Here is a 23,703-nt window from a genome sequence, read left to right on the forward strand (position 1 = left end):
CTTATTGAGGTTCGTTCAGACGCAGATCGGCTTCATGCCAGCCAAGCGGCAGCGCCAGCAGCTGATCGATCAGTTCCCGCCGATCGGATTTTTCCAGATAGGCGAGATAGAGGGGGCGGCTCAGGGGCTGCGCCTCTTCCACCAGATGCAGGGCACCCTTCTCCAGATAGGGGCTCACCATCCGCCGCGGCAGATAGGCAGCGCCGCCATTGGCCAACACGAACTGCAGCGCCATGCTGGCGGAGCTCGAATGCAACACAGGCGTCTTTTGCAGACTCTGCAGACGGCTCGGCTGCGGCTCGAAACTGGTGCCCCAATCCAGATGAATGTGGGGCATCTGGATCAGGTTGTCGGCATTGGCGGCCGGCTCCCGGCTCACCAGCTCGAACACCAGCTCGCCGATGGGATGCAGGGCGATCTCGTCGATCTTGGTGGGCTCGGAGAGCAGCGCCAGATCGAGGGAGCGCTCCAGCAGCTGCCGGCAGAGGTGTTCGCGCGAAGCCGTTTCCAGACGCACTGCGAGCCCGGGGGCCAGGGCATAGATGTGGTTGAGCCAGTCGTTGAAGTCGAGCTCCCAGAACACCGCCGGCGCCCCGATAGCCAGCTGCTGGCTGAATCCGGGCGAGAGGGCCACATCCTGCTTGGCACGACCCAGGGTATGCAAGATGGCGTCTGCATAAGGCAGCAGACGCTCACCGGAGGCGGTCAGACGAATATTGTTGCGATGGCGGGCAAACAGGCTGACACCCAGTTGCTGTTCGAGTTGGCGGATCCTGAAACTCACCGCCGACTGGGTCAGGTAAAGATTTTCGGCAGCCCGGCCAAAGTGCCGGGTCTTGCTTACCTCAATGAAGGTCCGAAGCAGCTCGGTATCCATTAATCGATGGACTCGTCACTGCCACCGCCGCCGCCCACGTCAAAGCTGCCACCACCGCTGCTCTCTTCGCTGGCACCACCCACGACGGTGCAGAGACGATGAACACGCTTGGGACCGATCACCTTGAGGTACTTGAACCACACCTTGGCATGGGGGTTGGCACCGGCAGCGCCGGATTTGACCTGCTCGATGAAGGCAGACTCAACCTCGTCACGAGGAGCCAGGTTGCCCTGATAGAGTGCCAGCATGGCGGTACCGTACTTTTCCAGACTGTCCGCTTCGGCCACAGTGAATTCACCACTGCGACGCAGGCCACGGGGAAAATGTTTGAAGTCGTTGAAACGCTTGTCTGATTCGAAGCTCATAGTGCTCTTTTTTTCTGGTTAGTTTGACCTTTGCGGGCAAGTATCATCAGGCCATCGCCGAGTGCAAAATCAATTTTTTCACTATGTTAATAAAAAACTTTTATTGATGTCGATTTATCCCGACCCTATTGATGATTTCGTCTCAAAACAAGAAAAAATCATTGATAAATAACGGGCTTATGCCAAAACGATGTCATCCTGACAGGCCGGTTTGTCACCGCGACAGATAAAAATAAAGCGCCATATGGCGCTTTATTTTTATCGCGAGTCAACTCGTGTCGCAGGGCTGCAGAGCGAGTTACTCGATCATGGCCGGTTGAGCCAGGTTGTCGGCACGCCACAGACGATAGCGCACTTCATATTCCTGGGGCACATAGATGACGAATGGCAGCTTGGAGTTGTAGTTCACAAAGAAGCCCTGGCCATATACCTGAACAAAAGACTCCTTCTTCTGTCCATCCGGGCAGGCCATCAGGGTGCTGATGGGGTCGGATACCTTGCCCAGCACCAGATAGTTGTAGCCCCAGCCCTTGACGCTGTGCTGTTCCAGATTGCCGGCAAAACGTGGCACGTTGCAATCCACCATCATCTTCTTGCCAACCTGCAGCTCGACCATCATGTCGGCTTCTTTTTCGACTTCGGGCAGGCGGATCACCACACGTTCCTGATTCACGTCAGCGGCTGGGAACATGCTGATATCAAATTTTTTCGGCTCGGCAGCGACGGCATGGCCGCCCAGCAACAAGGCGCCCAGCAGGCTAAAACGCAGTACGGTTTTCATCTGTACCTCTTGGGGTTGGTTCAACGCCGCTAGACTAACCGCTCTGCCGATTTCATGCCAGCGCTCTGCGCCGCAAATCTCGCAGGAACCGGCACACAGTGACGCTATCTGGTTATTTTCTGACATGGTGTACACGCCCGTTGCGGGAGCCTCATGAAAAAGGCGAGGCCAACTGACCTCGCCATGCACCAACTTACTCTTTTTTCACTATTTTTTAGCCGTCTCATGGGCCTGGATGACGGCCACCGCCTTGTCCGGGAAGTCGCTGAACACCCCGTCCACATCCGCCTGATAAAGGAAGATGTTCAGGAGATCAGTGAAGTCCTTGGCATAGGCGGGGATCTGTCCCTCATCCTGACGGAAGGTATAAGGATGCACCTTGAGACCGGCGGCATGGGCCTCTTTCACCATGTTGGTGAAGACCGGCTTGCCAGGAGTACCCGGCTCGGTCACCACCATCGGCTTCCAGGGGCCAATCCCTTCGGCATAGGAGGCGATGGTCTTCATGGCGCCCGGCTTGAACATCCAGTCGTAGTCATAGGGGGTCGCCTTGCCCTTGGCGTCGTAGACCATGGTCTCGTTCCAGTCGGTCTCGGCCATCAGCTGCACCAGCTTGAGATCCATCCCCATGGCGGGCATCAGCTCGCTGTTGATGCGCTTGAGCTCGTTGGCATCGAAGCATTGCAGATAGACCTTGTCATCCTTGGTGGTGTAGCCGTACTCCTTGAGCACCTTCAGCACTGCCTTGGAGATGTCCTTGCCTTCGTGGCGAAACAGCCAGGGGGCCTTGATCTCCGGATAGATGCCGACGTTCTTGCCGGTGCTCTTGTTCATGCCCTGGATCATCTCGATCTCTTCCTGGAAGGTGTGGATCTTGAAGTTGGACTTCCAGAGTGGGAAGCGGGCGGGATAAACGGGGACCTGCTTGCCATCCACCAGCTGGAACGGCTCGGTCATGCGCAGGGAGCGCACCTCGTCCAGAGTGAAGTCCACTACATAGTAGCGGCCATCCGGGCGGGCCCGGCCGGGGAAGCGCTCGGCCACGTCGGTGATGCCGTCCAGGAAGTGATCGTGCATCACCACCAGCTGGTCATCCTTGGTCATCACCAGATCCTGCTCGAGGTAGTCCACCCCCATGGCGTAGGCCATGGCCTTGGACGCCAGGGTGTGTTCGGGCAGGTAACCGGAGGCGCCGCGGTGAGCGATCACCACCTTGCCTTCATCGACGGCCAGCGCAGGCAATGACAGGGAGGCCCCAAGGCCCAACGCAATGAGGGAAATAGCGAATTTTTTCATATGTGATGCTCTTTATTATTGTGTAGGTAGTTGTTCTATCAGAGGTTTATTGCAGTTTTAGGGCGGGCTGCCTGGCAGCAGCCCGCTTTTTCATCAGCTTGCCTTGGGCAAGGCGTGATGATGTTGCGCCAACCAGGCTTGCAGTTGCTGCTGTTCGGCGTCGGAGAGGCGCAGCCCCAGCTTGCTGCGGCGCCACAGGATATCTTCCAGGGTAAAGGCCCACTCGCGCTCGATGAGATAGCGCACCTCGGATTCATACAATCCGGCACCAAAGTGCTGGCCACGCTCCTCTTTCAGCCAGAGGCGGGCATGGCTGCCATAGGCTTCGGCGATGCGCAGGGCACTGCGATCATCGAGCCAGTCGAATTCGAGCGCATAGGCGCGCGCCAGTTCGCGTACCGTGCAATCGAACTCGCCGCCGGGCAGGCGGCTGCTGGCGGTCCAGTCGTCGCCCATCTGGCTGAACCAGGGCTTGAGCTTGTTGCAGGCAGCCTGGGCCAGCTTGCGATAGGTGGTGAGCTTGCCACCAAACACTGAGAGCAGCGGCGCGCCATCGGATTCACCGGAGAGCTCCAGCGTGTAGTCGCGGGTCACCGCCTGGGGCGAGTCGGATTCGTCATCGCACAGCGGGCGCACCCCGGCATAGGTCCAGATCACATCTTTCGGGGCGATCTGGCGGGTGAAGTGGGCGTTGACCACCTTGCACAGATAGTTGACTTCGGCGTCGCTGATCCTGGCCTCGCGCGGACTGCCGTGGTGCTCCACGTCCGTGGTGCCGATCAGGGAGTAATCCTGCTGGTAGGGAATGACGAAGACGATGCGGTTGTCCTCGTTTTGCAGGATGTAGGCCTCTTCGCGCTCATGGATGCGCGGTACCACGATATGGCTGCCCTTGATGAGGCGAATACCGCGCGGGGATGTCTCGTGCAGGCTCTCGTCATAGAAGGTCTTGACCCAGGGACCGGCCGCATTGACCAGACCGCGACAGGAGACGGTGAACTGCTCGCCCCCTTCCCGCTCCAGGGTCAGGGTCCAGTGTTTGGATCCGCGCACCGCCTTGACGCAGCGGGTACGGGTCTGCACGTCGGCGCCCTTGTCCCGGGCCATCATGGCATTGAGCACCACCAGGCGGGCGTCATCGACCCAGGCGTCGGAATATTCAAACCCCTTGCTGATGCCGGCGGTCAGACCATCTTGCGGCAGGAAGCGCACGCCGCAACTGCCTTTGAGCTTGTCGCGCTTGGCCAGATTGTCATAGAGGAAGAGGCCGGCACGGATCATCCAGGCCGGGCGCAGGTGCGGGCGATGGGGCAGGCGAAAACGCATGGGGCGCGCGATATGGGGCGCCATGCCGAGCAGCACCTCCCGCTCCGCCAGCGCCTCTTTCACCAGCCGGAATTCATAATGTTCGAGATAACGCAGGCCGCCGTGGATCAGCTTGCTGGAGTTGGAGGAGGTGGCCGAGGCGAGATCCTGCGCTTCAAACAACGCCACCTTCAGCCCACGCCCCGCCGCATCGGCCGCGATGCCGACGCCGTTGATGCCGCCGCCGACGACGACCAGATCATAATGTTCGCTCATGTTCACCTACTTTCATTTTTATGATTGCTATGGCAGCAATGTTTGATTTCGCTCATTTTAGAACATGAAAAACCAACAAACGAACATTTTATGGCGAAAGTGTGATCGCACCATCCCACGGAAAGCAGCAAATATGGCATGGCACGCTCACCAGCGATGCGCTGCCGGACAGGGGGTAGCGCAGCCCAGGTGAAAACTAGCCATTAAGGGATATGAAAATAGAAAAGCCGCCCGGATAGGCGGCTTATAGTGATATCTGCCGACGATGATCAGCAGATATGGCAGGCGATCTGGTGCTGCGCCATCAGCCGCACCAGCTTCTCCGGCGGCTCCTGATCGGTGAAGAGGGCGTGAACCTGGCTGAGGTTGCCGAGATTGACCATGGCATTGCGACCGAACTTGGTGTGGTCGGCGGCCAGGAACACCTGACGGGAGTGGGCGATGATGGCCTGGGCAATCTTCACCTCGTGATAGTCGAAATCGAGCAGGGAGCCATCGCTGTCGATGCCCGAGATGCCGATGACGCCATAATCCATGCGAAACTGGCCGATGAAGTCGCGGGTTGCCTCCCCCACTATGCCGCCGTCCCGGTTGCGGATCTCGCCCCCGGCGATGATGACGGTGAAGTCATCCTTGGCGGTCAGTATGCTGGCCACGTTGAGGTTGTTGGTGACGATGCGCAGCTCACGGTGATCGAGCAGGGCGCGGGCAATGGCCTCGGTGGTCGTGCCGATGTCGATAAAGAGGGAGGAGCCGTCGGGAATATTGGCCGCTACTTCCCGGGCGATACGCTCTTTCTCCTTGAGCTGCATCACCTTGCGGGCGCTGTAGGCAGTATTGACCGTGCTCGAATGCAAAGAGGCACCACCGTGATGGCGCCGGATCTTGTTCTGTTCGGCGAGATCGTTCAGATCCCGGCGAATGGTCTGGGGACTGACGTCAAAATGGCTCACCAGATCGTCGGTCGAGACAAATCCCTGCCGCGTCAAGACCTCCAGGATCTCCAGATGTCGTTGGGTTTGTTTCACGCTTTCACTCCGATGATGAAACGAAAAAAGGCCCCGGCAGATGCGGGGCCTTCTGGCAGTTTACCTGATCCCCTTTGGGATCAATAAGCTGGGGATCACGTTTTATGCCTTATTGGCCGCCGCCTTGGCTGCAACGGCGATGTTCTCGTGCTTGAGGGTCATCGCCAGCAGGATGATGGAAAGCACGCAGGATGCAGTCAGCACCACGAAGCCGCCATCCCAGCCAAAGTGGTCAACGGTGTAGCCCAGCATGGCGTTGGCCGCGACCGCACCGCCCAGGTAACCAAACAGACCGGTGAAGCCTGCCGCGGTACCGGCCGCCTTCTTCGGTGCCAGCTCCAGGGCATAGAGACCGATCAGCATGACGGGACCGTAGATGAGGAAGCCGATGGCCACCAGCGCCAGCATGTCGACGGTGGGGTTGCCCGCCGGGTTGAGCCAGTAGACCAGCACGAACAGGGTCACCAGCACCATGAACAGGATGCCGGCCGGGGCGCGGCGGCCCTGGAACATCTTGTCGGAGATCCAGCCACACAACAGGGTGCCCGGGATACCGGCCCACTCATAGAGGAAGTAAGCCCAGGAGGATTTGTCGACGGAGAAGTCCTTGGCCTCTTTCAGATAGGTCGGGGCCCAGTCCAGCACGCCGTAACGAATGAGGTAAACGAAGGCGTTGGCGATGGCGATGTACCACAAGAGCTTGTTGTGCAGCACGTACTTGACGAAGATCTCCTTGGCGGAAAACTCCTGCTCGTGGCTCTCGTTGTAATCCTTCGGGTAGTCGTTCTTGTACTCCTCGATGGGGGGCAGACCGACCGATTGCGGGGTATCACGCATCACGAAGAAAGCGATCACCGCGATGGCAGCGGCGGCCGCAGCCGGCACATAGAAGGCACTGCGCCAGTCGTTGAACCAGCCCATCCCCAGGATGAACAGCGGACCAATCATGCCGCCACCCACGTTGTGGGCCACGTTCCAGACCGAGACGATCTCGCCTCGCTCTTTTTGTGACCACCAGTGCACCATGGTGCGACCGCAGGGAGGCCAGCCCATGCCCTGCACCCAGCCATTCAGGAACAGGAGCACAAACATGATGGCGATGCTGGAGGTGGCCCAGTGCATGGTCCCCATCATGAACATGATGCCGGCCGACAGCAGCAGACCGGCGGAGAGGAAGTAACGGGCGTTGGAGCGATCCGACACGTTGCCCATCAAAAACTTGGAAAGGCCATAGGCGATGGAGACCCCGGACAGGGCAAAGCCGAGATCCCCGCGGGAGAAGCCCTGCTCCACCAGATAGGGCATGGCCAGACTGAAGTTTTTCCGGACCAGGTAGTAACCTGCGTAACCGAAAAAGATCCCGATGAAGACTTGCCAACGCATGCGTTTATAGAAGGGGTCGACCTTGTCAGCCGGAAGCCTGTCGATGTGCGGTGCAGGCCTGAAGAGACTAAGCATGTTCTGCTTCCTTATTGTTGTTATGGGCGGTTGAGGATGCCCTGACCAAGCTGACGAATCGAGTGAGTCCTCAAATTCGAAAGCGAGCCAATTGTGCGCATAAACGCTCACAAGTTCTGTGACACATGCTCAAATATTGCAGATTTATTACAAACAAAAAGCCTCAAATGAGAAATCAATCATCAAGCGCAACCCCTTGTACAGCAAGGGATAGAGACTACCACCTTGGGGGTAACTGGCCGTTATCAGGTTGCTTTACGTCACATTTTCTTAGCAATGAGTGGGATCTTGCCCACATTTCCCATGGCGGGGGGATGGTGAATTCGTCGGGACGGGTTATTTTCTCACACGTCCGATAACGAACAAAAACGAGCATAACGTTTGCGTAAGGTGAGAAAAAACAGGGAAACGTTTCCGGACGCAACAGATAGATAGAAAAACGATAAAACGGAACATCGACAATAACAGAACATCAAACCTCTACTACGGGTGGATACGAGGAATACAGATATGAGCATACAAAGACCCAATACCCTGCTTGGTGAGTGCATCGCCGAGTTTATCGGCACCGGCCTGCTGATCTTCTTCGGCGTAGGATGTGTGGCCGCCCTGGTGCTGGCAGGCGCCAATTTTGGTCAGTGGGAAATTTCCATTACCTGGGGCCTTGGCGTGGCCATTGCCATCTATGTGACCGGCGGTATTTCAGGTGCCCACCTGAACCCGGCCGTCACCCTGGCGCTGATGACCTTTGCCGGCTTTGACAAACGCAAGGTGGTGCCCTTCATCATCGCCCAGATGGCAGGCGCCTTCTGCTTCGCCGCCCTTGTCTACTTCCTGTATGGTAACCTTTTCACCCAGTGGGAAGTGACCCATAACGTGGCACGCGGCAGCATCGAGAGCCTCGGCACCGCCGGCATCTTCTCTACCTACCCCAATGCCCTGATCTCCAACCTGCAGGCCTTCGCGGTCGAGCTGGTGATCACCGCCGTGCTGATGCTGGGCATTCTGGCGCTGTGCGACAACAACAACGGTGCCCCCAAAGGTTTCGCCGCCGCCCTGCTGATCGGTATCCTGATCGCGGTGATCGGCGCCTCCCTCGGCCCGTTAACCGGTTTTGCCATGAACCCGGCCCGTGACTTCGGTCCCAAGCTGTTTGCCTTCTTCGCTGGCTGGGGTGATGTGGCCCTGACCGGTGGTCGTGACAACCCCTACTTCTGGGTACCCATCCTCGGCCCCATCGTCGGTGCCCAGATTGGTGCCGCCCTCTATGTGAAAGTATTGGCCCCCTGTGTGCCGGGCAACCGTGTTGCCACCACCGAGCAAGCCACCCAAACCGCCAAAGCCAAAGAAGAGGCCGCCGCGTAAGAGCGGCCCCATAAAACGTGGAGAACATCATGTCTGCTGAAAAGAAATATGTCGTCGCTCTGGACCAGGGTACCACCTCCTCCCGCGCCATCGTCTTCGATCAGGATGCCAACATCGTCGGCACCTCCCAGCGCGAATTCACCCAGCACTACCCGAAAGCGGGCTGGGTAGAGCACGACCCGATGGAGATCTGGGCGACCCAATCCTCCGTCTTTACCGAAGTACTGGCCAAGACCGGCCTGCGCAGTGAAGAGATCGCCGCCATCGGCATCACCAACCAGCGTGAAACCACAGTGGTATGGGAAAAGGCCACCGGCAAGCCCATCTACAACGCCATCGTCTGGCAGTGCCGCCGTACCGCGGCCATCTGCGAAGAGCTCAAAGCCCGTGGCCTCGAAGAGTACGTGCGCGAAAACACCGGTCTGGTGCTGGACGCCTACTTCTCCGGCACCAAGGTGAAGTGGATCCTCGACAACGTGGAAGGGGCCCGCGAGAAGGCGATGAACGGCGAGCTCTTGTTCGGCACCATCGACACCTGGCTGGTGTGGAAGATGACCAACGGCGAAGTGCATGTCACCGACCCGACCAACGCCTCGCGCACCATGCTCTACAACATCCGCGATCTGAAGTGGGATCAGCGCATGCTGGACGAGCTGGGCATCCCCATGTCCATGCTGCCGGAAGTCAAACCCTCCTCCGAGGTCTATGGCTACACCACACGTGGCGGCGGCTCCCGCATCCCCATCGCCGGTATCGCCGGTGACCAGCAGTCCGCCCTGTTCGGCCAGCTCTGCTTCGAAAAAGGGATGGCCAAGAACACCTACGGCACCGGCTGCTTCATGCTGATGAACACAGGCACCGAGCCGGTTCGCTCCAATAACGGCCTGCTGACCACGGTCGCCATCGGCCCGAAAGGGGAAGTGAATTATGCCCTCGAGGGTGCCGTGTTTATGGGCGGCGCCACCATCCAGTGGCTGCGTGACGAGCTCAAGATCATCCACGATGCCCGCGACACCGACTACTTCGCAAGCAAGGTGGGCGACACCAACGGCGTCTATCTGGTGCCGGCTTTCGTCGGTCTGGGTGCCCCCTACTGGGATCCGTACGCTCGCGGCACCATGGTCGGCCTGACCCGCGGCGCCAACCGCAACCACATCATCCGTGCGGCGCTCGAATCCATCGCCTACCAGAGCCGCGACGTGCTGGATGCGATGCAGCAGGACTCCGGCATCAAGCTGGCGGCCCTGAAAGTGGACGGTGGCGCGGTCGCCAACGACTTCCTGATGCAGTTCCAGTCCGACATGATGCACACCCCGGTAGTCCGTCCGACCCGTATCGAGACCACCGCCATGGGCGCCGCCTTCCTGGCAGGCCTCGCCGTCGGCTTCTGGAAGAGCTCGGACGAGCTGGAAGACAAGTTCAGCGTGGACAGAGAGTTTATCCCGCAGATGGACCGTGACGAGCGCGCCAAACGCTACAACGGCTGGAAGAAGGCGGTCGAGCGTTCCCGCCGCTGGGCCGAAGAGGATTGATCGGCTAGCCGACATCTTTTTGGAAACAAACATGCCAAGAGGCCGACAGCGATGTCGGCCTCTTTTTTATCTCGCGCTCTGTGCGTGTTCTGTCTTGATGACCACCTGCGTCATTGAACCATCAAGCCATCCATGCTCACCTCTGCCCGGCCAGAGGCCGGGAATGGGTTGGCACCTATATTCCTCCCAGCCCTGTTCAGCCATTAGAGGGTGTGGCTGCCTAATTGCTCCTTTAAAAAATCGAGCCAGACCCGCAGCCGGATATCCCGCTGGGCATCTGAATAGAAGACCGCATTGATGGGGCGCGAAGCGCCGCTGTTGCTGCGCGCCAGCACCTCCACCAGGGCGCCGCTCGCCCGATCCGGCCCGGTCATAAAGTCCGACAGGCAGACAATCCCCTGCCCCGCCAGCGCCAGTTGGCGCAAGGTCTCGCCACTGCTTGCACGCAGGGTCGGGTTAATGGGAAAGCGATCCCCCTGCTCTTCACTCAGTAGCGGCCAGTGATTGAGGTGATCGGGATGCAAAAAGCCGAGCAGCTCGTGACCCGTCAACAGATCCGCCGGCTGGCGCGGGGTGCCGCGCGCCTTCAGATAGTCGGGAGAGGCCAGCAGCCGCAATCTGGATCGCCCGAGCGGCAGGGCGCGCAGGGAGGAGTCGCTCAGCTCGCCGATGCGAATGGCCATGTCCACCCGCCGCTCCATCAGGTTGATAAAGCCCTCGGAGCTGTGCAGTTGCAGCTCTATCCCCGGATAGCGACGGCGAAACTCGCCGATAATGGGCACCAGTCGATGCAGGATAAAGGGGGTGGCGGCATCGACCCGCAAGATCCCCTCCGGCTGTTCGCGGCGCATCAGCAGCAGCCCCTCCGCCTCGCTCATCTCGGTCAGGATCTTCACCGCCCGCTGATAGAACCAGCTCCCCTCCTCGGTCAGGCTAACCCGCCGCGTGGTGCGATTGAGCAGCACGGTAGCGAGCTTCTCTTCGAGCCGCTTGATGCCGCGGCTCACCACCGAGTTGTCCATACCGAGGTTTTCCGCCGCCTGGCGAAAACTGCCCGCCTCCACCACGGCCACAAACAGGGTCAGTTCATCAGAATGGGTCTTCATTGATGTTATTCCGGCAAGAGTAATGGGCCTTTATAGGCGCATTGGCCATGCACTGGCAAGGCCAACGGGACGCCACCAGCCGCAGAATCCTCGCCAATAACGTGATGGCCAACCCATCTATCCATCGGGCTTATGGGTAGAATGCTCGCCATCAGGCATCGTATGGCGCCATGCATGCTCACAAGGAAATATCCCATGACATTCGAAGAGCGACTGGGCGCCGCCCATCAGGAGCTTGCCAGCAGGGGCGTATGGCAATCCCATTACGCTCCTCTCCTGTTCAGACTGCTGCGCAGGCTCGGTTATCCGGTCAAGCCACCCCACTATCAGAGCTGGCTTGCCAACCTGCTGGGATTTGGCATCAGCGCCGGGCTGATCTGGGGTCTGTTGATGTGGCTGTTCAGCTGGCATGGCACTGAAATGGAACCCGTTGACGCCCTGCGCCAGACAGCCCTGTTTGCTGCCCTCTTCGGTCTGCTGATGGCAAGCAGCATAGGAATAAGGCGCAAACAGCTGAAATTGACCCCGTGGGAGCAGTTGGCCCCCACGACAACGACCCCCACCATCCATGAGTGACCCCATGTTCAACCAATTTTGTCCCCGCTGCGGGATTGAGACCGATCACCGCGAGCGGATCCTGCCCAAGGTTCAGCACCACGAAGAGTCTCCCCGCGGGGTCCTCAAGGCCTTTCTCAGCGGCCTTTTTTCCGGCTCCAGCATGAGCGGCATCGCCGCCATGGATCAGGTCGACCGCTATCTGGTCTGCACCAGATGCGGGCTCGATACCCTGGCCAATCAGGGCGAGGAGTTTCAATAGGCAAGGTTTATTCTGCCATCATCAACTCATCGACACCGCGCGGATAAGCCGGCGAACCATCGACCAGCAGGGAGCAACCCAGATGAAAGCCCATGAAAAACTGAACTATGTGGAGTTTGCCGCCAGGGATCTCGCCGCCACCAAGGCCTTCTTTCAGGCCGCCTTTGGCTGGCAGTTTGCCGATTACGGCCCTGACTACTGTGCCTTTGCCGGGGAAGGGCTCGACGGCGGTTTCTATCGCGCCGATCTCTGCAGCCAGAGCGCGCAAGGCGGGGCCATCCTGGTGTTCTACAGCGCCAATATTGAAGCGACCCAGGCCAAGGTGGCCAGCGCTGGCGGCAGCATAGTACGGCCGCTCTTTGACTTTCCCGGTGGCCGCCGCTTTCACTTTGTCGAGCCCAGCGGCAATGAATTTGCCGTTTGGTCGGAGCCGGCCAGCGCCTGATAGTCACAGGCCGGCCAATTACCCACACAAGAGGAAGCCAGATGAGCAAACAGTTTTGCCCTCACTGCGGGATGGATACCGAACACAGAGAGAAGATCAGACAAAAACCCTCCCCCTATCCCGACACAAAGCGTGGGCAATTCAGGGCCTTTCTCAGCGGCTTTTTCTCCGGAATAGGGGGCCACGGCATTGCGGCGCTTGAACTGCTAGACCGTTATGTGGTGTGTGAACAATGCGGTCTGGAGACGCTGGAAAATCAGAGGGAGGAGTTCAATTAACCTCACTTCTAGCAACAGGGCTGAAAGGAATAATGGTCCTACTACCCATCAATACAAGCGTTATCTCTTTTATCTTTTTAAACATATCTGATAAGTTGCAGACTTTGTGCGCTCTGATCTAATTGGTAAAACGAAATAAATCCCTATCAGGAAGATAATATGTCAAAAGCAATTCAAGGATTTGAATACGCCATCAAGGATGCGGAGGAATTACTTGCCCATTTTGATAGCATCAATGCCAACCCACCACCAGCCAATAGCGAAGTTCTCAAACGCGCAGGTCTTGTCATGGCACTTACCGCTTGGGAAACCTACGTAGAAGATCGTCTGGTCGAAGAGATGCATAAAAAACTCGCCATTGTACAAGGCAGCTATCTTGGCGACTTCATCTTGAAAAAACTGCATACCGATTTGAAATCATTCCATAATCCGAGTTCTGACAAGACCAAGAGAATATTTCAAGACTATTTGGGATTTGATGTTACAGAAGGATGGCGATGGTCCAACTATGAGCCAGAGAAAGCCAGATGCACGCTAAATCAGTGGATTAAAAAGCGTGGGGATGCAGCTCACCGCTCAAAGCCTATCAGCACTGGTATCCCGTCGGCACATCTTATCAAGCGCGATGAACTCGAAAAGGTGATCCGTTTTATCAAAGACCTGGTGAAGTCAACAGACAATTACGTCAATGAAAAAATAGATCAACACCATGCTTCCGTTTTCGAAAGACAGCATCAGTTATCAAGCTAACGCGGTACAAATTTAATGATCGCTCGACACCGGCTCTGCCGGTGTATTTATTTCGCCTCATTGCTGCGCTCCCCTCAATTCACTATTGCAATAGTGTCCCTTTTTCCCTACCAGCCTCATATTCATACTGAACCTTCATTTTGCAAGGAGGTTCAGATGTCATCGCCCGTAATTGTGATTGCCCAGCTTGAGGCCAAACCCGAATTTGCCACCCTGTTTCGCGCCGCCTTGAGCCCCTTGATCGCGGCCACCTTGCAGGAGTCGGGCTGCCTGCGCTATCAACTGCATCAGGATCTGGACCATCCCCACAGCTGGATGCTCTACGAGGTGTGGGAAAGTGAAGCTGCCCTCACCACTCACCAGAGCCAACCCCACTTTATCGAATTTCTCGCCAAGATCGGGCCCTGGTTTGCCGACAGCACCATTCGCCGTTATCAGCCGCTGGGTACCTGAATGGCTCGTTTCCCTGACAACGACACAAAACACAGCCTTGCCCTTTGATCTGTAAAGAGGGGCCAACCAATTTGAGGAACAGCATGATGAAGATGCCCAACCTGGGTCTTGGAACCTTCCGCCTGTCCGGGCAACCCCTGCGTGACTCCCTGCTGCAGGGGCTTGAGCTTGGCTACCGCCATATCGACACCGCCCAGATCTACGCCAACGAGGCCGAAGTGGGCCAGCTGATGGCCGAGAGCGGCGTGCCCCGCCAGGATATTTACCTGACCACCAAGGTGTGGACCAGCGAGTTTGGCCAGGGCAAGGTGATCCCGAGCCTGGAGATGAGCCTCGAAAAACTGGGCACCGACTATCTGGATCTGGCGCTGATCCACTGGCCCTCTCCCAGGGATGAAGTGCCGATGGCGGTCTATCTGGAGCAGCTGGCCGAGGCCAAAGCGCGGGGGCTGACCCAGGAGATCGGGGTCTCCAACTTCACCGTTGCCCAGCTTAAAGAAGCCATCGACATTCTGGGGCCAGGCTCCATCGCCCACCAGCAGGTGGAGGTTCACCCCCTGCTGCAAAACCGCAAGGTGGTGGAGTTCTGCCAGGCACAGGGCATCACCGTCACCGCCTATATGCCGCTCGCCTACGGCAAGGTGTTAAGCGAGCCGCTGCTGATGGAGATCGGCAAGCGCCACGGCGTCTCGGCGGCGCAAGTGTCGCTCGCCTGGCTGCTGGCGCAGGGCATGGCGGTGATCCCGAGCTCCACCAGGCGGGAGAACCTGATCGCCAATCTGGCCGCCCTCAAGGTGACGCTCAGCAGCGATGAGATGGCTGTCATCGCCACCCTGGATCGAGGCGAGCGCTGTGCCAACCCGGACTTTGCCCCCGCCTGGGATAACTAAGCCGGGATGTAACGCCCCTGGCAGCCAAAAACAAGCCGGGCGAAGGCGCTCCCGCCTTCGCCCGGATTTGCGGGATAGATCCCGCTTGCTGCTTTATCACGCCCCGTCAATCGCCTCCCGTCAGGGGGCGTTTGGGCAGAGCGCCGGATCAAAGACTTGATTCCAGTCCGACTTCATGTCGACCACCACCCAGCCCCGCGCCTTCGCCTGAGCCAACCCATCGACCAGCTTGCCGCTGGCCGGAGGGTGACTGTCATAGGCATATTCCCGCTTGGCGTCCGTGTGGTGGACCAGCAGACCAAGGGTACGGTAGTCGGGGTTGGTCGAGGTGTACTGCAGCATGGGCACATCGCCATCGCTGTTGCCAAAGGCCGCCACCGGGCGCTGTCCCATAAAGAGGTGGATGGCCGCCGGTTTGGCCTTGCCATCGTCATAGTAGGCCCCCTTCATGGTCTTGCGGATCGCTGACCCATCCTCCGTCAGGGCAAACTCCCCTTGCGCAAACGACCCCACCACCTGCTGCGGCGGTATGCCATACATAGGCTCCGCCAGCTCCCGGATAAAGTCGGCCCCACCGCCGGAGACAATCCAGGTCTTGAAGCCGTTTTCCCGCAGATAGGTGAGCAGCTGCTTCATCGGCAGATAGCCAAGCTGGTTGTAGTGGCAACCATAGCGGGGATCTTTTTTGCTGCTCACCCAGTTGTTCACTCGCTTGGCAAATTCCGTGGTGGTCATGCCGCTGTGCGTCAGGGCCACCAGTTGCACAAGCCCCTTCTCCCCCATCCTGGTCAAAGCCTTGAGATCATCGTTCAGCACAGCGGCGACGACGGGCTCTTTTTTCCACTCAGGGTGGTCTAGCGCCAGACGTTTGATCTCGTCTATCGCAAACTGCAGCTGAAACGTCAGGGGCGCCTCAGGCCACAGGGTGCCGTCATTATCAAACACTACAAAGCGCTTATCTTCCGGGATAAAAGTGGCTTTTTGCTGATCCGTGGCATCGGCCACCCATTTGATGATCGCCTGCTTGGCGGTTGTGTTATTCCAGGCGAAGAGGGGATCTTGCGGGGCGGCCTGGGCGGCAAAGGCACCGCACAGCAAAAGAAAGGAGGATAGTCTGGTCAGTTTCATCTTGTGTCCTGTTTTGCAAGGGAAAAGCCATGACTGGCAGCCCTGAGCGACATCCCCCGTCATGTATCCGGGCCACCCCTGTACCAGCGCCTAAACCATCTACCGGAGCTTACCCCAACGCCCAACGAGTGCAATATGACACCACTGCCAATAGCCACAACAAGCCAGGGGGAGAAAGCGATTAACGGCCAGATTGATGCGAATTGATCAAAAGTCATTTGAATATGCCGTCATTTTTGCCAACAAGCTGCCTCGGCATACTGGCGCCATTCTCCCGTCGGGAGTCCCTATCCAAGGAGTTGTTATGCCACTGGCGTTATTTGCCCTCACCTTAAGTGCCTTTGCGATCGGCACCACCGAATTCGTGATCGTGGGGCTTATCCCCACCATCGCCGACCAGCTCAAAGTCTCGCTCCCCTCGGCGGGCCTCTTGGTCAGCCTCTATGCCCTGGGGGTGGCCATCGGCGCCCCCGTACTCACGGCACTCACCGGCAAGGTGCCGCGCAAGTGGCTGCTGGTGGGGCTGATGGCGCTCTTTACCGCCGGCAACCTGCTGGCCTGGCAGGCCCCCGGTTACGAGAGCCTGATCCTGGCCCGCATCCTGACCGGGCTGGCCCACGGGGTCTTCTTCTCGGTGGGCAGCACCATCGCCACCGGCCTCGTGGCCAAAGAGAAAGCGGCCAGCGCCATCGCCATCATGTTCAGCGGCCTCACCATAGCGCTGGTGACCGGCGTGCCGCTCGGCACCTGGATTGGTCAGACGTTCGGCTGGCGCGAGACCTTTCTGGTGGTGAGCCTGCTGGGGTTGGTGGCCATGGTGGGCAGCCTGCTGCTGATCCCCAATAACCTGCCCAAGGGGGCGGCCTCGACTATCCGCGATCAGCTCTCCGTGCTCACCAAAAAGCCCTTGCTGCTGGTCTACGCCAAGACCGCGCTTGGTTACGGCGGCGCCTTCACGGCCTTTACCTTCCTCGCCCCCATCCTGCAGCAGGTGAGCGGTTTTAGCGCCGGCGCGGTGAGCCTGATTCTGCTGGTGTACGGGGTCTCGGTCGCCGTCGGCAATATCTGGGGCGGCAAGCTGGCCGATCGCATGGGCCCCCTGCCAGCGCTGAAGCTGCTGTTTGCCGGTCTCGCGCTGGTGCTGCTGGTGCTCACCTTCACCGCGCCGCACCCGGTGCTGGCGGTGCTCACCGTGCTGGTGTGGGGCGCCTTTGCCTTTGGCAACGTACCCGGGCTGCAGGTGCTGGTGGTGAAACAGGCCGAGCAGCACACTCCGAGGGCGGTGGATGTGGCCTCCGGCCTCAATATCGCCGCCTTCAACGTCGGCATTGCGCTGGGCTCAGTCGTCGGCGGCCTGGTGGTGGAGCACCTGGGTCTGATGCACACCCCCTGGATTGGCGCCCTTATCGTGCTCTTGGCCTATGGCCTGACCCATATCAGCGAGAAGCGTGAAGCCAGACTGGTGCTGGCAATCTAGTCCGCCACGCAACAGAACGAGAAGGCCGACATCCTGTGTCGGCCTTTTTCATTGGCAAGATGGCAATGGCTCAAGACTCCTTGAGATCCTCATCGACGGCCCTGCTGCGCCTGCTACCGGTGGAAGTGAGCATCTCTTCCCCCGATGGCGGCTATTTTCTCTGGCTCGAGTTTGACCCGCGCCTCGACAGCCGCGCCCTGCACGCCCGGGCGCTGGCCAGCGGTTTTTCACTGGCCCCCGGGGCGCTCTTTTCCAGCAAGGGGCTGCACAACCACTGCCTGCGGCTCAACAGCTCCCATCCCTGGAGCGATCAGTTGGAGGGGGCTCTCACCCGGCTGGCAGAGCTTATCCACCAGCAGCTGGACGCCATTCCCCCAAAAAACAACAAGGCCCCGTAACGGGGCCTTATCGACAATCCATGTACTGAGCGGGGGTCAGGCGGGAGCATCCAGCTGAGCCACCTGGCGCTCTATGCTGCCTTTGAGGTTGTCATCGAGCTTGAGGGCGCGCGCCAGCTCGTCCAGATAACCGCGCTCCATGAAGTGATCCACGTCGATGGCGAGCAGGGAGGCGAGGTAGACCTCGGTCGCCAGCTCCATGTCGGTCACCTCTCGCGCCAGGGCGTGAGGATCCAGGGGGCGGGCCAGCTCGGCATCAATCCAGCGGGCCGCGTCGCTCTGGCCCTGCTCGGTCAGGTACTGCTGGATCTTCTGACGCTCGTCGTTGTCGATATGGCCATCGGCCCGGGCCGCCGCCACCATGGCGCGCACCAGAAGCGCGGCTCTGGCATCCAGCGCATTGCCCTGCAGGGTATCGAGGGGCTGGGTCGGCTGCGCCGGGCTGCCCTGCTGTGCCTGCCAATCCTGATAGAGCTTGTAGGCCAGACCGCCGAGGGCCGCCGCCCCACCGACCGCCGCCACCTTGCCACCATATTTGCGCATCTTCTTGTTGCCAAGCAGCAGGGCCATGGCCCCGGCCGCCAGGCCACCCTGAGCCATCCCCTTCATCTGCGCCTTGCGGCTGTCGCCGCCTTCGTTGAGCCAGCCCTTGCCAGCTCCCATCAATTGCTCCAGCATTTGTTTCATGGGACCTCCTCGTTGGATGGTGAACCATGCTGAACCTCCCCCACTGAACTCAAGGTGAATGGATGCCACTGCCCCGCCTGCTGTTACTGACTCTGCTGACCCTGATGGCGTTCGCCGCCAACTCGGTGCTCTGTCGGCTGGCCCTGTTTGAAGAGCGGATGGATCCCGCCCTCTTCACCCTGTTGCGCCTGACCAGCGGCGCCCTGGTACTGGTGCTGCTGTGCGGCGCGCGCAAAAAATCCCCCCGCCAGGGGGATTGGGGCGGTGCCCTGGCTCTTGTCATTTATGGCGCGGCGTTTTCATTTTCCTACCTCACCCTGACCACGGGCACCGGCGCCCTGCTGCTATTTGCCGCCGTGCAGATCAGCATGCTGGCTCCCCCCCTGCTGCGTGGAGAGGCCCTGCCCCGGCGCCAGTGGCTCGGTCTGCTGCTCGCCATGGCGGGTCTGGTGGTCTTGTTGCTACCCGGCCTCAGCGCGCCGGATCCGCTGGGGGCAACCCTGATGATAGTGGCCGGCATCGCCTGGGCCGGTTATACCCTGCGGGCCTCGCGCTTTGCCGATCCCGTCGCCGCCAATGCCGGCCATTTTCTGCGCGCAAGTCTGCCGGCCGCCCTGCTCTATCTGTTGCTCGGGCAGTTGCAGACCAGCCCCGCCGCCATCGGTTATGCCCTGGCCTCGGGAGCGCTGGCCTCCGGCCTGGGTTATGCACTCTGGTATCTGGTGCTGCCTCATCTTGGCCGCACCCTGGCCGCCAGCGTCCAGCTGCTGGTGCCCCTGCTCGCCGCCCTGGCCGGGCTCATCTGGTTGGATGAGTCCTGGTCACTGCGCTTGGTATTGTCGACCCTGGGCATCTTGGGGGGGATTGCCCTGGTGATTGCCGGACGCCCCCCTTCAGGAGAAAAATCATCATGAAGATGCTCGTACTGCTGCTCGGTTGTGCCCTCTCGCTCCCCCTGCTGGCCGCAGTGGAGGACAGGGATGCCAAACAGGCCAAGCTGGATGCCGCCTGCCAGCAGGCCCAGCAACAGCTGGTCGAACAGGGCAAGCAACAGCGGATCGACGCCTGCATCAAGGCGGGCGGCAAGGCCGCCAAGTGCCAGCAGGAGTTCGCCAGCTTCGGCCAGCGGGAGGGCAACAAACGCCCTGCCCTTGGCGACCTGCCCCCCTGCCAGCAGGCAGAAATCTACCGCAAGAGTTACCGGCAATGAACCCGGATCAAGGAGAGTACATGAGCCCACCCCGCGAGTTGACCCTGCAATTTCTGGCCGAACCTGCCGATGTGAATTTCGGCGGCAAGGTGCATGGCGGCATGGTGATGAAATGGATCGATCAGGCGGGCTATGCCTGCGCCGCCGGCTGGTGCAGCGGCTATGCGGTCACCGTCTATGTGGGGGGGATCCGCTTTTTGCGCCCTATCCAGATAGGCCAGCTGGTGGAGGTACACGCCCAGGTGATCCACACTGGCACCACCAGCATGCACCTGGCGGTAGATGTCTACAGCCGCCACCCCACTGAGGCCCAGCGTCACAAGACCACCCACTGCATCATCATCTTCGTTGCCATGGACGAGCAGGGCAAACCGACCCAGGTACCCCAGTGGCAACCGGTCTCGGCCGCCGATCTGCAGTTGCAGCTCTACGCCAAAAAATTGATGGCCCTGCGCGAGGAGATAGACAAGGAGATGCGCCAGCACCTCTAACCCCAGTCAGTCGGGACGGCGCCCCGTGTATAATGGCGCTTTTCCCTTACCGGAGCCCCCCATGTCACTGGAAAATGCCCCCCCCGAGGTCCAGCTCGCGGTGGATCTTATCGAACTGCTGGAAACCAACCGGATCGATCCGGCCCTTGCTCTCGCGGCGCTCGCCATCGTCCAGCAGGATTACCAGCGTAAGCTGGAAGAGGGACGGGATCACTGACTCCAGCCTCTTTCCCAAAGCAATACACCGGCCTGATGGCCGGTGTATATGCGAGTGAGTCGATGGCAACAGCGCGATCAGACAAGGCGCCCTAGCGCCCCTTCTTCTGCCGCCCACCCTGACCGGTGCGCGGCTTGCCCGCGGCGGGTTTGCCTCCCTTGTTCGGGGCTCCTTTGCCAGCACCGCCTTTTGCTGCGCCACCTTTACCGCCCTTGCCGACCGGGGTTTTCTTCTCGAATGCTTCCGGGCCCGGCACATTGGGGCGTCCACCAATTTCGTGGTCATCATCCCGGCGCGGTTTTTTGCCCTGTCCAGGTTTGCCTCCTTGCCCCAGGTTGCCAGCCCCCTTGTTGCCCTGCGGGGCCGAGCCCTGCTTGCCCTTGGCCGGTTTCACCTCGGAGGAGGAGTCCTCAATCAGCTTGAACAGCTCAATGAGCTCGTCACCGTCAAGATCGCGCCACTCGCCCACCGGCAACCCCTTGAGGCTGACGTTCATGATGCGAATGCGCTCAAGCTTGGTTACCTCGAAGCCAAAGTGCTCGCACATGCGGCGGATCTGGCGGTTCAGCCCCTGCACCAGCGTGATGCGAAACACGAACGGCGCCTCTTTTTTCACCTTGCACTTCTTGGTGACGGTGCCGAGGATCGGCACCCCGGCAGCCATCCCTTTGATAAAGTCGTCGGTCACCGGCTTGTCGACGGTCACCAGATACTCTTTCTCGTGATCGTTGCCTGCCCGCAGGATCTTGTTGACCAGATCGCCGTGGTTGGTGAGAAAAATAAGGCCCTGGGAGTCCTTGTCGAGCCGGCCGATGGGAAAGATGCGGGTGCTGTGGTTGACGAAGTCGACGATGTTGTCCTTCTCACCCGCCTCCGTGGTGCTGACAATGCCCACCGGCTTGTTCAGCGCGATAAACACCAGGCTGTCAGCCTCGCGCGGTTCGATCACCTGACCGTTGACCTTGACCAGATCCCCGGCAAACACCTGATCCCCCACCCCGGCCCGCTTGCCGTTGATGAAGACGTGGCCCTGCTCGATAAAGCGGTCGGCCTCGCGGCGCGAACAGATGCCGCTCTCGCTGATGTACTTGTTCAGGCGCATGGATTCATCGGCCAGCATGGGTCACCTGCCTGCGGGCAGAAGCCTCGCCTCGTTGAACTCTGGTATTGTTTGCCAGCGAGGGCTCGGTCAGCGGCATCAACCGCGTCACCGCATCAAGTTTTTGCATAGTTTTCCATCTTAAAAAGGGCAAAGGCCAGCTTATCCGTCAAAAATGGCGACACAGTAGCATATTGCCAGCTTTAACACGCCGGATACTTGCTCGCGGCGCCCCTCTGCCGGCCAAAATGCGCCAGGGGTCACGCCTCTCCCTCCCGTTACACCTGTTCATCGTTATTTGGTTGTTATGCACAGGCTCCGTTTCTGCGCCATACGGAGCTAATAATTTCTTGCTATTTATTAATCAAAAATGCATAAAAAGATTTTCCTCAACACGAATTATCTTGTGCCCATCGCCCTGACTCTCGGTAGTTTTCGACGATTGGCACAATAATCGGCGGCAAGCCCGTCATTAAGTCGGATCTGTGTCTGCGTCCAAGCGACTTATAACCTCAAAAATTTGGATGCAGGGCATGTGCTTTTCTCTGGCAAGAGGCCAATTTCACCCTTCACTACAGGAGTTACAGATGAGTCATTCCCTATCCCGGGCGGACTTCCTGGCGCAGGTCGCCAGCCGCAATCCCCACCAGCCGGAGTTTATTCAGGCGGTCAGCGAGGTGCTTGCCTCCATCTGGCCCTATGTCGAGCGCCATCCCCGCTATCTGCAACATGGCCTGCTGGAGCGACTGGTAGAGCCGGAGCGGCTGATCCAGTTTCGCATCAGCTGGGTGGACGATCAGGGCCAGGTACAGGTAAACCGTGGCTACCGCGTCCAGCACAGCTCCGCCATCGGCCCCTTCAAGGGGGGGATGCGTTTTCACCCCTCGGTGGATCTCTCTGTGCTCAAGTTCCTCGCCTTCGAGCAGACCTTCAAGAATGCCCTCACCACTCTGCCCATGGGCGGTGGCAAGGGAGGCAGCGATTTCGACCCCAAGGGCAAGAGCGAAGGAGAGGTGATGCGTTTTTGCCAGGCGCTGATGCTGGAGCTCCATCGCCATCTGGGGGCCAACACCGACGTGCCGGCCGGTGATATCGGCGTCGGTGGGCGCGAGGTGAGCTACATGACCGGCATGATGAAGAAGCTCACCAACAGCGCCGAGTGCGTCTTTACCGGCAAGGGGCTCTCCTTTGGCGGCAGCCTCATCCGCCCTGAGGCCACCGGCTATGGCCTGCTCTATTTCGCCCAGGCTATGCTGGCCCATCGCGGCCAGTCGCTGGCGGGCATGACGGTGTCGGTGTCGGGCTCGGGCAACGTGGCCCAGTACGCCATCGAGAAGGCGATGGAGCTGGGAGCCCGTGTCATCACCGCCTCCGACTCCGGTGGTACCGTGTACGATCCCGACGGCTTCACCCCTGAGAAGCTGGCCCGGTTGATGGAACTCAAGAACGAGCAGCGCAAGCGCATCGCCGATTACGCCTATGAACTGGGGCTCGAGTATTACAGTGGCCGCACCCCCTGGCATATCGCCACCCAGGTCGCCCTGCCCTGCGCCACCCAAAACGAACTGCTGGAGGAAGATGCCCGCGAGCTTATCGCCCATGGGGTGCAACTGGTCGCCGAGGGCGCCAATATGCCGAGCAGCGCCGAGGCTATCGCGCTATTTCACGAGGCCAAGGTGCTGTTTGCCCCGGGCAAGGCGGCTAACGCCGGCGGGGTGGCCACCTCGGGCCTTGAGATGAGCCAGAATGCCCAACGCCTTGGCTGGAGCCGGGAAGAGGTGGATGCCCGCCTCAAGGGGATCATGACCAGCATCCACGCCACCTGCGTACGTTACGGCCAGGATGAGGAGGGTCATGTGAACTATGAAAGCGGCGCCAATATCGCCGGTTTCGTCAAGGTGGCCGATGCCATGCTGGCGCAGGGGGTCTGCTAACTCCGCCCATCCCATCTCGATGGGGTGGCCTGAACGAGCG

26 protein-coding genes and 1 pseudogene are annotated in these 23,703 nt (G+C 59.6%); 16 read left to right on the forward strand and 11 right to left on the reverse strand.

The annotated features are described in order from the left end of the window. Position 1 precedes the first annotated feature (1 nt). From hdfR to glpT, 7 genes are all read right to left on the reverse strand, one after another. Entirely contained in the window at positions 2–877 is an 876-nt protein-coding gene (gene hdfR, locus LA321_RS18860) for an HTH-type transcriptional regulator HdfR (RefSeq protein ID WP_026457942.1), read from the reverse strand. After that, positions 877–1,242 (reverse strand): DUF413 domain-containing protein, encoded by a 366-nt coding sequence (maoP, locus tag LA321_RS18865; RefSeq protein ID WP_042028657.1) that lies wholly within the window; start codon positions 1,240–1,242, stop codon positions 877–879. Before maoP ends, hdfR begins: the two co-directional genes overlap by 1 nt. Before the next feature lie 298 nt (positions 1,243–1,540). Next, positions 1,541–2,023: a serine protease inhibitor ecotin gene (gene eco, locus LA321_RS18870; protein WP_026457944.1), complete on the reverse strand. Its 483-nt coding sequence runs from the start codon at positions 2,021–2,023 to the stop codon at positions 1,541–1,543. A 207-nt stretch (positions 2,024–2,230) separates the two neighbouring features. Beyond that, on the reverse strand, positions 2,231–3,319 hold the full coding sequence (glpQ, locus tag LA321_RS18875) for a glycerophosphodiester phosphodiesterase (protein ID WP_042069854.1): 1,089 nt from the start codon (positions 3,317–3,319) through the stop codon (positions 2,231–2,233). Positions 3,320–3,412: 93 nt separating this feature from the next. Continuing rightward, positions 3,413–4,900: a glycerol-3-phosphate dehydrogenase gene (gene glpD / locus LA321_RS18880; RefSeq protein WP_042069856.1), complete on the reverse strand. Its 1,488-nt coding sequence runs from the start codon at positions 4,898–4,900 to the stop codon at positions 3,413–3,415. Between the two features lie 269 nt (positions 4,901–5,169). Then, positions 5,170–5,928 (reverse strand): DeoR/GlpR family transcriptional regulator, encoded by a 759-nt coding sequence (locus tag LA321_RS18885; RefSeq protein WP_026456932.1) that lies wholly within the window; start codon positions 5,926–5,928, stop codon positions 5,170–5,172. A 102-nt stretch (positions 5,929–6,030) separates the two neighbouring features. Next, on the reverse strand, positions 6,031–7,386 hold the full coding sequence (gene glpT / locus LA321_RS18890) for a glycerol-3-phosphate transporter (protein ID WP_042028653.1): 1,356 nt from the start codon (positions 7,384–7,386) through the stop codon (positions 6,031–6,033). A 510-nt stretch (positions 7,387–7,896) separates the two neighbouring features. On the opposite strand from glpT, the gene LA321_RS18895 reads away from it, so the two are divergent. Both LA321_RS18895 and glpK read left to right on the forward strand, forming a co-directional pair. Beyond that, on the forward strand, positions 7,897–8,751 hold the full coding sequence (locus LA321_RS18895) for an MIP/aquaporin family protein (RefSeq protein WP_042069858.1): 855 nt from the start codon (positions 7,897–7,899) through the stop codon (positions 8,749–8,751). Positions 8,752–8,780: 29 nt separating this feature from the next. Beyond that, positions 8,781–10,283, forward strand: coding sequence for a glycerol kinase GlpK (glpK, locus tag LA321_RS18900; protein ID WP_042028651.1), 1,503 nt, complete (start codon positions 8,781–8,783; stop codon positions 10,281–10,283). Positions 10,284–10,486: 203 nt separating this feature from the next. Here glpK and LA321_RS18905 read toward each other — a convergent pair whose 3' ends face one another. Continuing rightward, on the reverse strand, positions 10,487–11,389 hold the full coding sequence (locus LA321_RS18905; protein WP_042069859.1) for a LysR family transcriptional regulator: 903 nt from the start codon (positions 11,387–11,389) through the stop codon (positions 10,487–10,489). 195 nt (positions 11,390–11,584) lie between these two features. On the opposite strand from LA321_RS18905, the gene LA321_RS18910 reads away from it, so the two are divergent. The 7 genes from LA321_RS18910 to dkgB all read left to right on the forward strand — a co-directional run bounded on the left by LA321_RS18910 (position 11,585) and on the right by dkgB (position 15,022). Continuing rightward, positions 11,585–11,965 (forward strand): DUF6404 family protein, encoded by a 381-nt coding sequence (locus tag LA321_RS18910; RefSeq protein ID WP_042069861.1) that lies wholly within the window; start codon positions 11,585–11,587, stop codon positions 11,963–11,965. A gap of 4 nt (positions 11,966–11,969) precedes the next feature. Further along, positions 11,970–12,206, forward strand: a complete 237-nt coding sequence (locus tag LA321_RS18915; RefSeq protein ID WP_042069862.1) for a hypothetical protein — start codon at positions 11,970–11,972, stop codon at positions 12,204–12,206. Positions 12,207–12,288: 82 nt separating this feature from the next. After that, positions 12,289–12,651 (forward strand): VOC family protein, encoded by a 363-nt coding sequence (locus LA321_RS18920; protein ID WP_042069864.1) that lies wholly within the window; start codon positions 12,289–12,291, stop codon positions 12,649–12,651. A gap of 41 nt (positions 12,652–12,692) precedes the next feature. Further along, complete coding sequence (locus LA321_RS18925) at positions 12,693–12,929, forward strand: hypothetical protein (protein WP_042069866.1); 237 nt, start codon at positions 12,693–12,695, stop codon at positions 12,927–12,929. A gap of 159 nt (positions 12,930–13,088) precedes the next feature. Then, positions 13,089–13,679, forward strand: a complete 591-nt coding sequence (locus LA321_RS18930) for a HEPN domain-containing protein (RefSeq protein WP_042069867.1) — start codon at positions 13,089–13,091, stop codon at positions 13,677–13,679. 156 nt (positions 13,680–13,835) lie between these two features. Further along, positions 13,836–14,132, forward strand: coding sequence for a putative quinol monooxygenase (locus LA321_RS18935; RefSeq protein ID WP_042069869.1), 297 nt, complete (start codon positions 13,836–13,838; stop codon positions 14,130–14,132). A gap of 83 nt (positions 14,133–14,215) precedes the next feature. Continuing rightward, positions 14,216–15,022, forward strand: coding sequence for a 2,5-didehydrogluconate reductase DkgB (gene dkgB / locus LA321_RS18940; protein ID WP_042069870.1), 807 nt, complete (start codon positions 14,216–14,218; stop codon positions 15,020–15,022). A 120-nt stretch (positions 15,023–15,142) separates the two neighbouring features. Here dkgB and LA321_RS18945 read toward each other — a convergent pair whose 3' ends face one another. After that, positions 15,143–16,150, reverse strand: coding sequence for an HAD family hydrolase (locus LA321_RS18945; protein WP_042069871.1), 1,008 nt, complete (start codon positions 16,148–16,150; stop codon positions 15,143–15,145). A 304-nt stretch (positions 16,151–16,454) separates the two neighbouring features. Between LA321_RS18945 and LA321_RS18950 the strand changes: the two genes are divergently transcribed. Both LA321_RS18950 and LA321_RS18955 read left to right on the forward strand, forming a co-directional pair. Next, positions 16,455–17,627: an MFS transporter gene (locus LA321_RS18950; protein ID WP_042069873.1), complete on the forward strand. Its 1,173-nt coding sequence runs from the start codon at positions 16,455–16,457 to the stop codon at positions 17,625–17,627. A gap of 98 nt (positions 17,628–17,725) precedes the next feature. Next, a pseudogene (locus LA321_RS18955) lies at positions 17,726–18,025 on the forward strand (PLP-dependent aminotransferase family protein); the annotation flags it as partial. A gap of 36 nt (positions 18,026–18,061) precedes the next feature. Here the strand turns inward: LA321_RS18955 and LA321_RS18960 are convergent. Further along, positions 18,062–18,712: a tellurite resistance TerB family protein gene (locus LA321_RS18960; RefSeq protein ID WP_042069876.1), complete on the reverse strand. Its 651-nt coding sequence runs from the start codon at positions 18,710–18,712 to the stop codon at positions 18,062–18,064. 62 nt (positions 18,713–18,774) lie between these two features. On the opposite strand from LA321_RS18960, the gene LA321_RS18965 reads away from it, so the two are divergent. The 4 genes from LA321_RS18965 to rsmS all read left to right on the forward strand — a co-directional run bounded on the left by LA321_RS18965 (position 18,775) and on the right by rsmS (position 20,630). Beyond that, positions 18,775–19,626: a DMT family transporter gene (locus tag LA321_RS18965; protein ID WP_042069877.1), complete on the forward strand. Its 852-nt coding sequence runs from the start codon at positions 18,775–18,777 to the stop codon at positions 19,624–19,626. After that, entirely contained in the window at positions 19,623–19,922 is a 300-nt protein-coding gene (locus LA321_RS18970; protein WP_042069880.1) for a hypothetical protein, read from the forward strand. Before LA321_RS18965 ends, LA321_RS18970 begins: the two co-directional genes overlap by 4 nt. A gap of 20 nt (positions 19,923–19,942) precedes the next feature. Then, positions 19,943–20,413 carry an acyl-CoA thioesterase gene (locus LA321_RS18975; protein WP_042069882.1) on the forward strand — a complete coding sequence of 157 codons (471 nt, stop codon included), beginning with the start codon at positions 19,943–19,945 and terminating at the stop codon, positions 20,411–20,413. 61 nt (positions 20,414–20,474) lie between these two features. Continuing rightward, entirely contained in the window at positions 20,475–20,630 is a 156-nt protein-coding gene (gene rsmS / locus LA321_RS18980; RefSeq protein ID WP_082037565.1) for a pleiotropic regulatory protein RsmS, read from the forward strand. 91 nt (positions 20,631–20,721) lie between these two features. Here rsmS and rluF read toward each other — a convergent pair whose 3' ends face one another. Beyond that, positions 20,722–21,750, reverse strand: a complete 1,029-nt coding sequence (gene rluF / locus LA321_RS18985) for a 23S rRNA pseudouridine(2604) synthase RluF (protein WP_042069883.1) — start codon at positions 21,748–21,750, stop codon at positions 20,722–20,724. A 566-nt stretch (positions 21,751–22,316) separates the two neighbouring features. On the opposite strand from rluF, the gene gdhA reads away from it, so the two are divergent. Next, positions 22,317–23,663: an NADP-specific glutamate dehydrogenase gene (gdhA, locus tag LA321_RS18990; RefSeq protein WP_042069885.1), complete on the forward strand. Its 1,347-nt coding sequence runs from the start codon at positions 22,317–22,319 to the stop codon at positions 23,661–23,663. Positions 23,664–23,703: the final 40 nt, after the last annotated feature.

Origin of the sequence: Aeromonas enteropelogenes, assembly GCF_020097295.1 — a bacterium.
Lineage (GTDB): Bacteria > Pseudomonadota > Gammaproteobacteria > Enterobacterales > Aeromonadaceae > Aeromonas > Aeromonas enteropelogenes.

Coding starts and splice junctions, on each gene's coding strand:
- glpD (WP_042069856.1), bottom strand. CDS start 4,900: ATGAGCGAACATTATGATCTGGTCGTCGTCGGCGGCGGCATCAACGGC.
- gdhA (WP_042069885.1), top strand. CDS start 22,317: ATGAGTCATTCCCTATCCCGGGCGGACTTCCTGGCGCAGGTCGCCAGC.
- glpT (WP_042028653.1), bottom strand. CDS start 7,386: ATGCTTAGTCTCTTCAGGCCTGCACCGCACATCGACAGGCTTCCGGCT.
- LA321_RS18930 (WP_042069867.1), top strand. CDS start 13,089: ATGTCAAAAGCAATTCAAGGATTTGAATACGCCATCAAGGATGCGGAG.
- LA321_RS18895 (WP_042069858.1), top strand. CDS start 7,897: ATGAGCATACAAAGACCCAATACCCTGCTTGGTGAGTGCATCGCCGAG.
- maoP (WP_042028657.1), bottom strand. CDS start 1,242: ATGAGCTTCGAATCAGACAAGCGTTTCAACGACTTCAAACATTTTCCC.
- eco (WP_026457944.1), bottom strand. CDS start 2,023: ATGAAAACCGTACTGCGTTTTAGCCTGCTGGGCGCCTTGTTGCTGGGC.
- LA321_RS18905 (WP_042069859.1), bottom strand. CDS start 11,389: ATGAAGACCCATTCTGATGAACTGACCCTGTTTGTGGCCGTGGTGGAG.
- LA321_RS18935 (WP_042069869.1), top strand. CDS start 13,836: ATGTCATCGCCCGTAATTGTGATTGCCCAGCTTGAGGCCAAACCCGAA.
- LA321_RS18970 (WP_042069880.1), top strand. CDS start 19,623: ATGAAGATGCTCGTACTGCTGCTCGGTTGTGCCCTCTCGCTCCCCCTG.
- glpK (WP_042028651.1), top strand. CDS start 8,781: ATGTCTGCTGAAAAGAAATATGTCGTCGCTCTGGACCAGGGTACCACC.
- LA321_RS18965 (WP_042069877.1), top strand. CDS start 18,775: ATGCCACTGCCCCGCCTGCTGTTACTGACTCTGCTGACCCTGATGGCG.
- LA321_RS18950 (WP_042069873.1), top strand. CDS start 16,455: ATGCCACTGGCGTTATTTGCCCTCACCTTAAGTGCCTTTGCGATCGGC.
- dkgB (WP_042069870.1), top strand. CDS start 14,216: ATGATGAAGATGCCCAACCTGGGTCTTGGAACCTTCCGCCTGTCCGGG.
- LA321_RS18925 (WP_042069866.1), top strand. CDS start 12,693: ATGAGCAAACAGTTTTGCCCTCACTGCGGGATGGATACCGAACACAGA.
- LA321_RS18910 (WP_042069861.1), top strand. CDS start 11,585: ATGACATTCGAAGAGCGACTGGGCGCCGCCCATCAGGAGCTTGCCAGC.
- LA321_RS18945 (WP_042069871.1), bottom strand. CDS start 16,150: ATGAAACTGACCAGACTATCCTCCTTTCTTTTGCTGTGCGGTGCCTTT.
- glpQ (WP_042069854.1), bottom strand. CDS start 3,319: ATGAAAAAATTCGCTATTTCCCTCATTGCGTTGGGCCTTGGGGCCTCC.
- LA321_RS18920 (WP_042069864.1), top strand. CDS start 12,289: ATGAAAGCCCATGAAAAACTGAACTATGTGGAGTTTGCCGCCAGGGAT.
- hdfR (WP_026457942.1), bottom strand. CDS start 877: ATGGATACCGAGCTGCTTCGGACCTTCATTGAGGTAAGCAAGACCCGG.
- LA321_RS18975 (WP_042069882.1), top strand. CDS start 19,943: ATGAGCCCACCCCGCGAGTTGACCCTGCAATTTCTGGCCGAACCTGCC.
- LA321_RS18960 (WP_042069876.1), bottom strand. CDS start 18,712: ATGAAACAAATGCTGGAGCAATTGATGGGAGCTGGCAAGGGCTGGCTC.
- rsmS (WP_082037565.1), top strand. CDS start 20,475: ATGTCACTGGAAAATGCCCCCCCCGAGGTCCAGCTCGCGGTGGATCTT.
- LA321_RS18915 (WP_042069862.1), top strand. CDS start 11,970: ATGTTCAACCAATTTTGTCCCCGCTGCGGGATTGAGACCGATCACCGC.
- rluF (WP_042069883.1), bottom strand. CDS start 21,750: ATGCTGGCCGATGAATCCATGCGCCTGAACAAGTACATCAGCGAGAGC.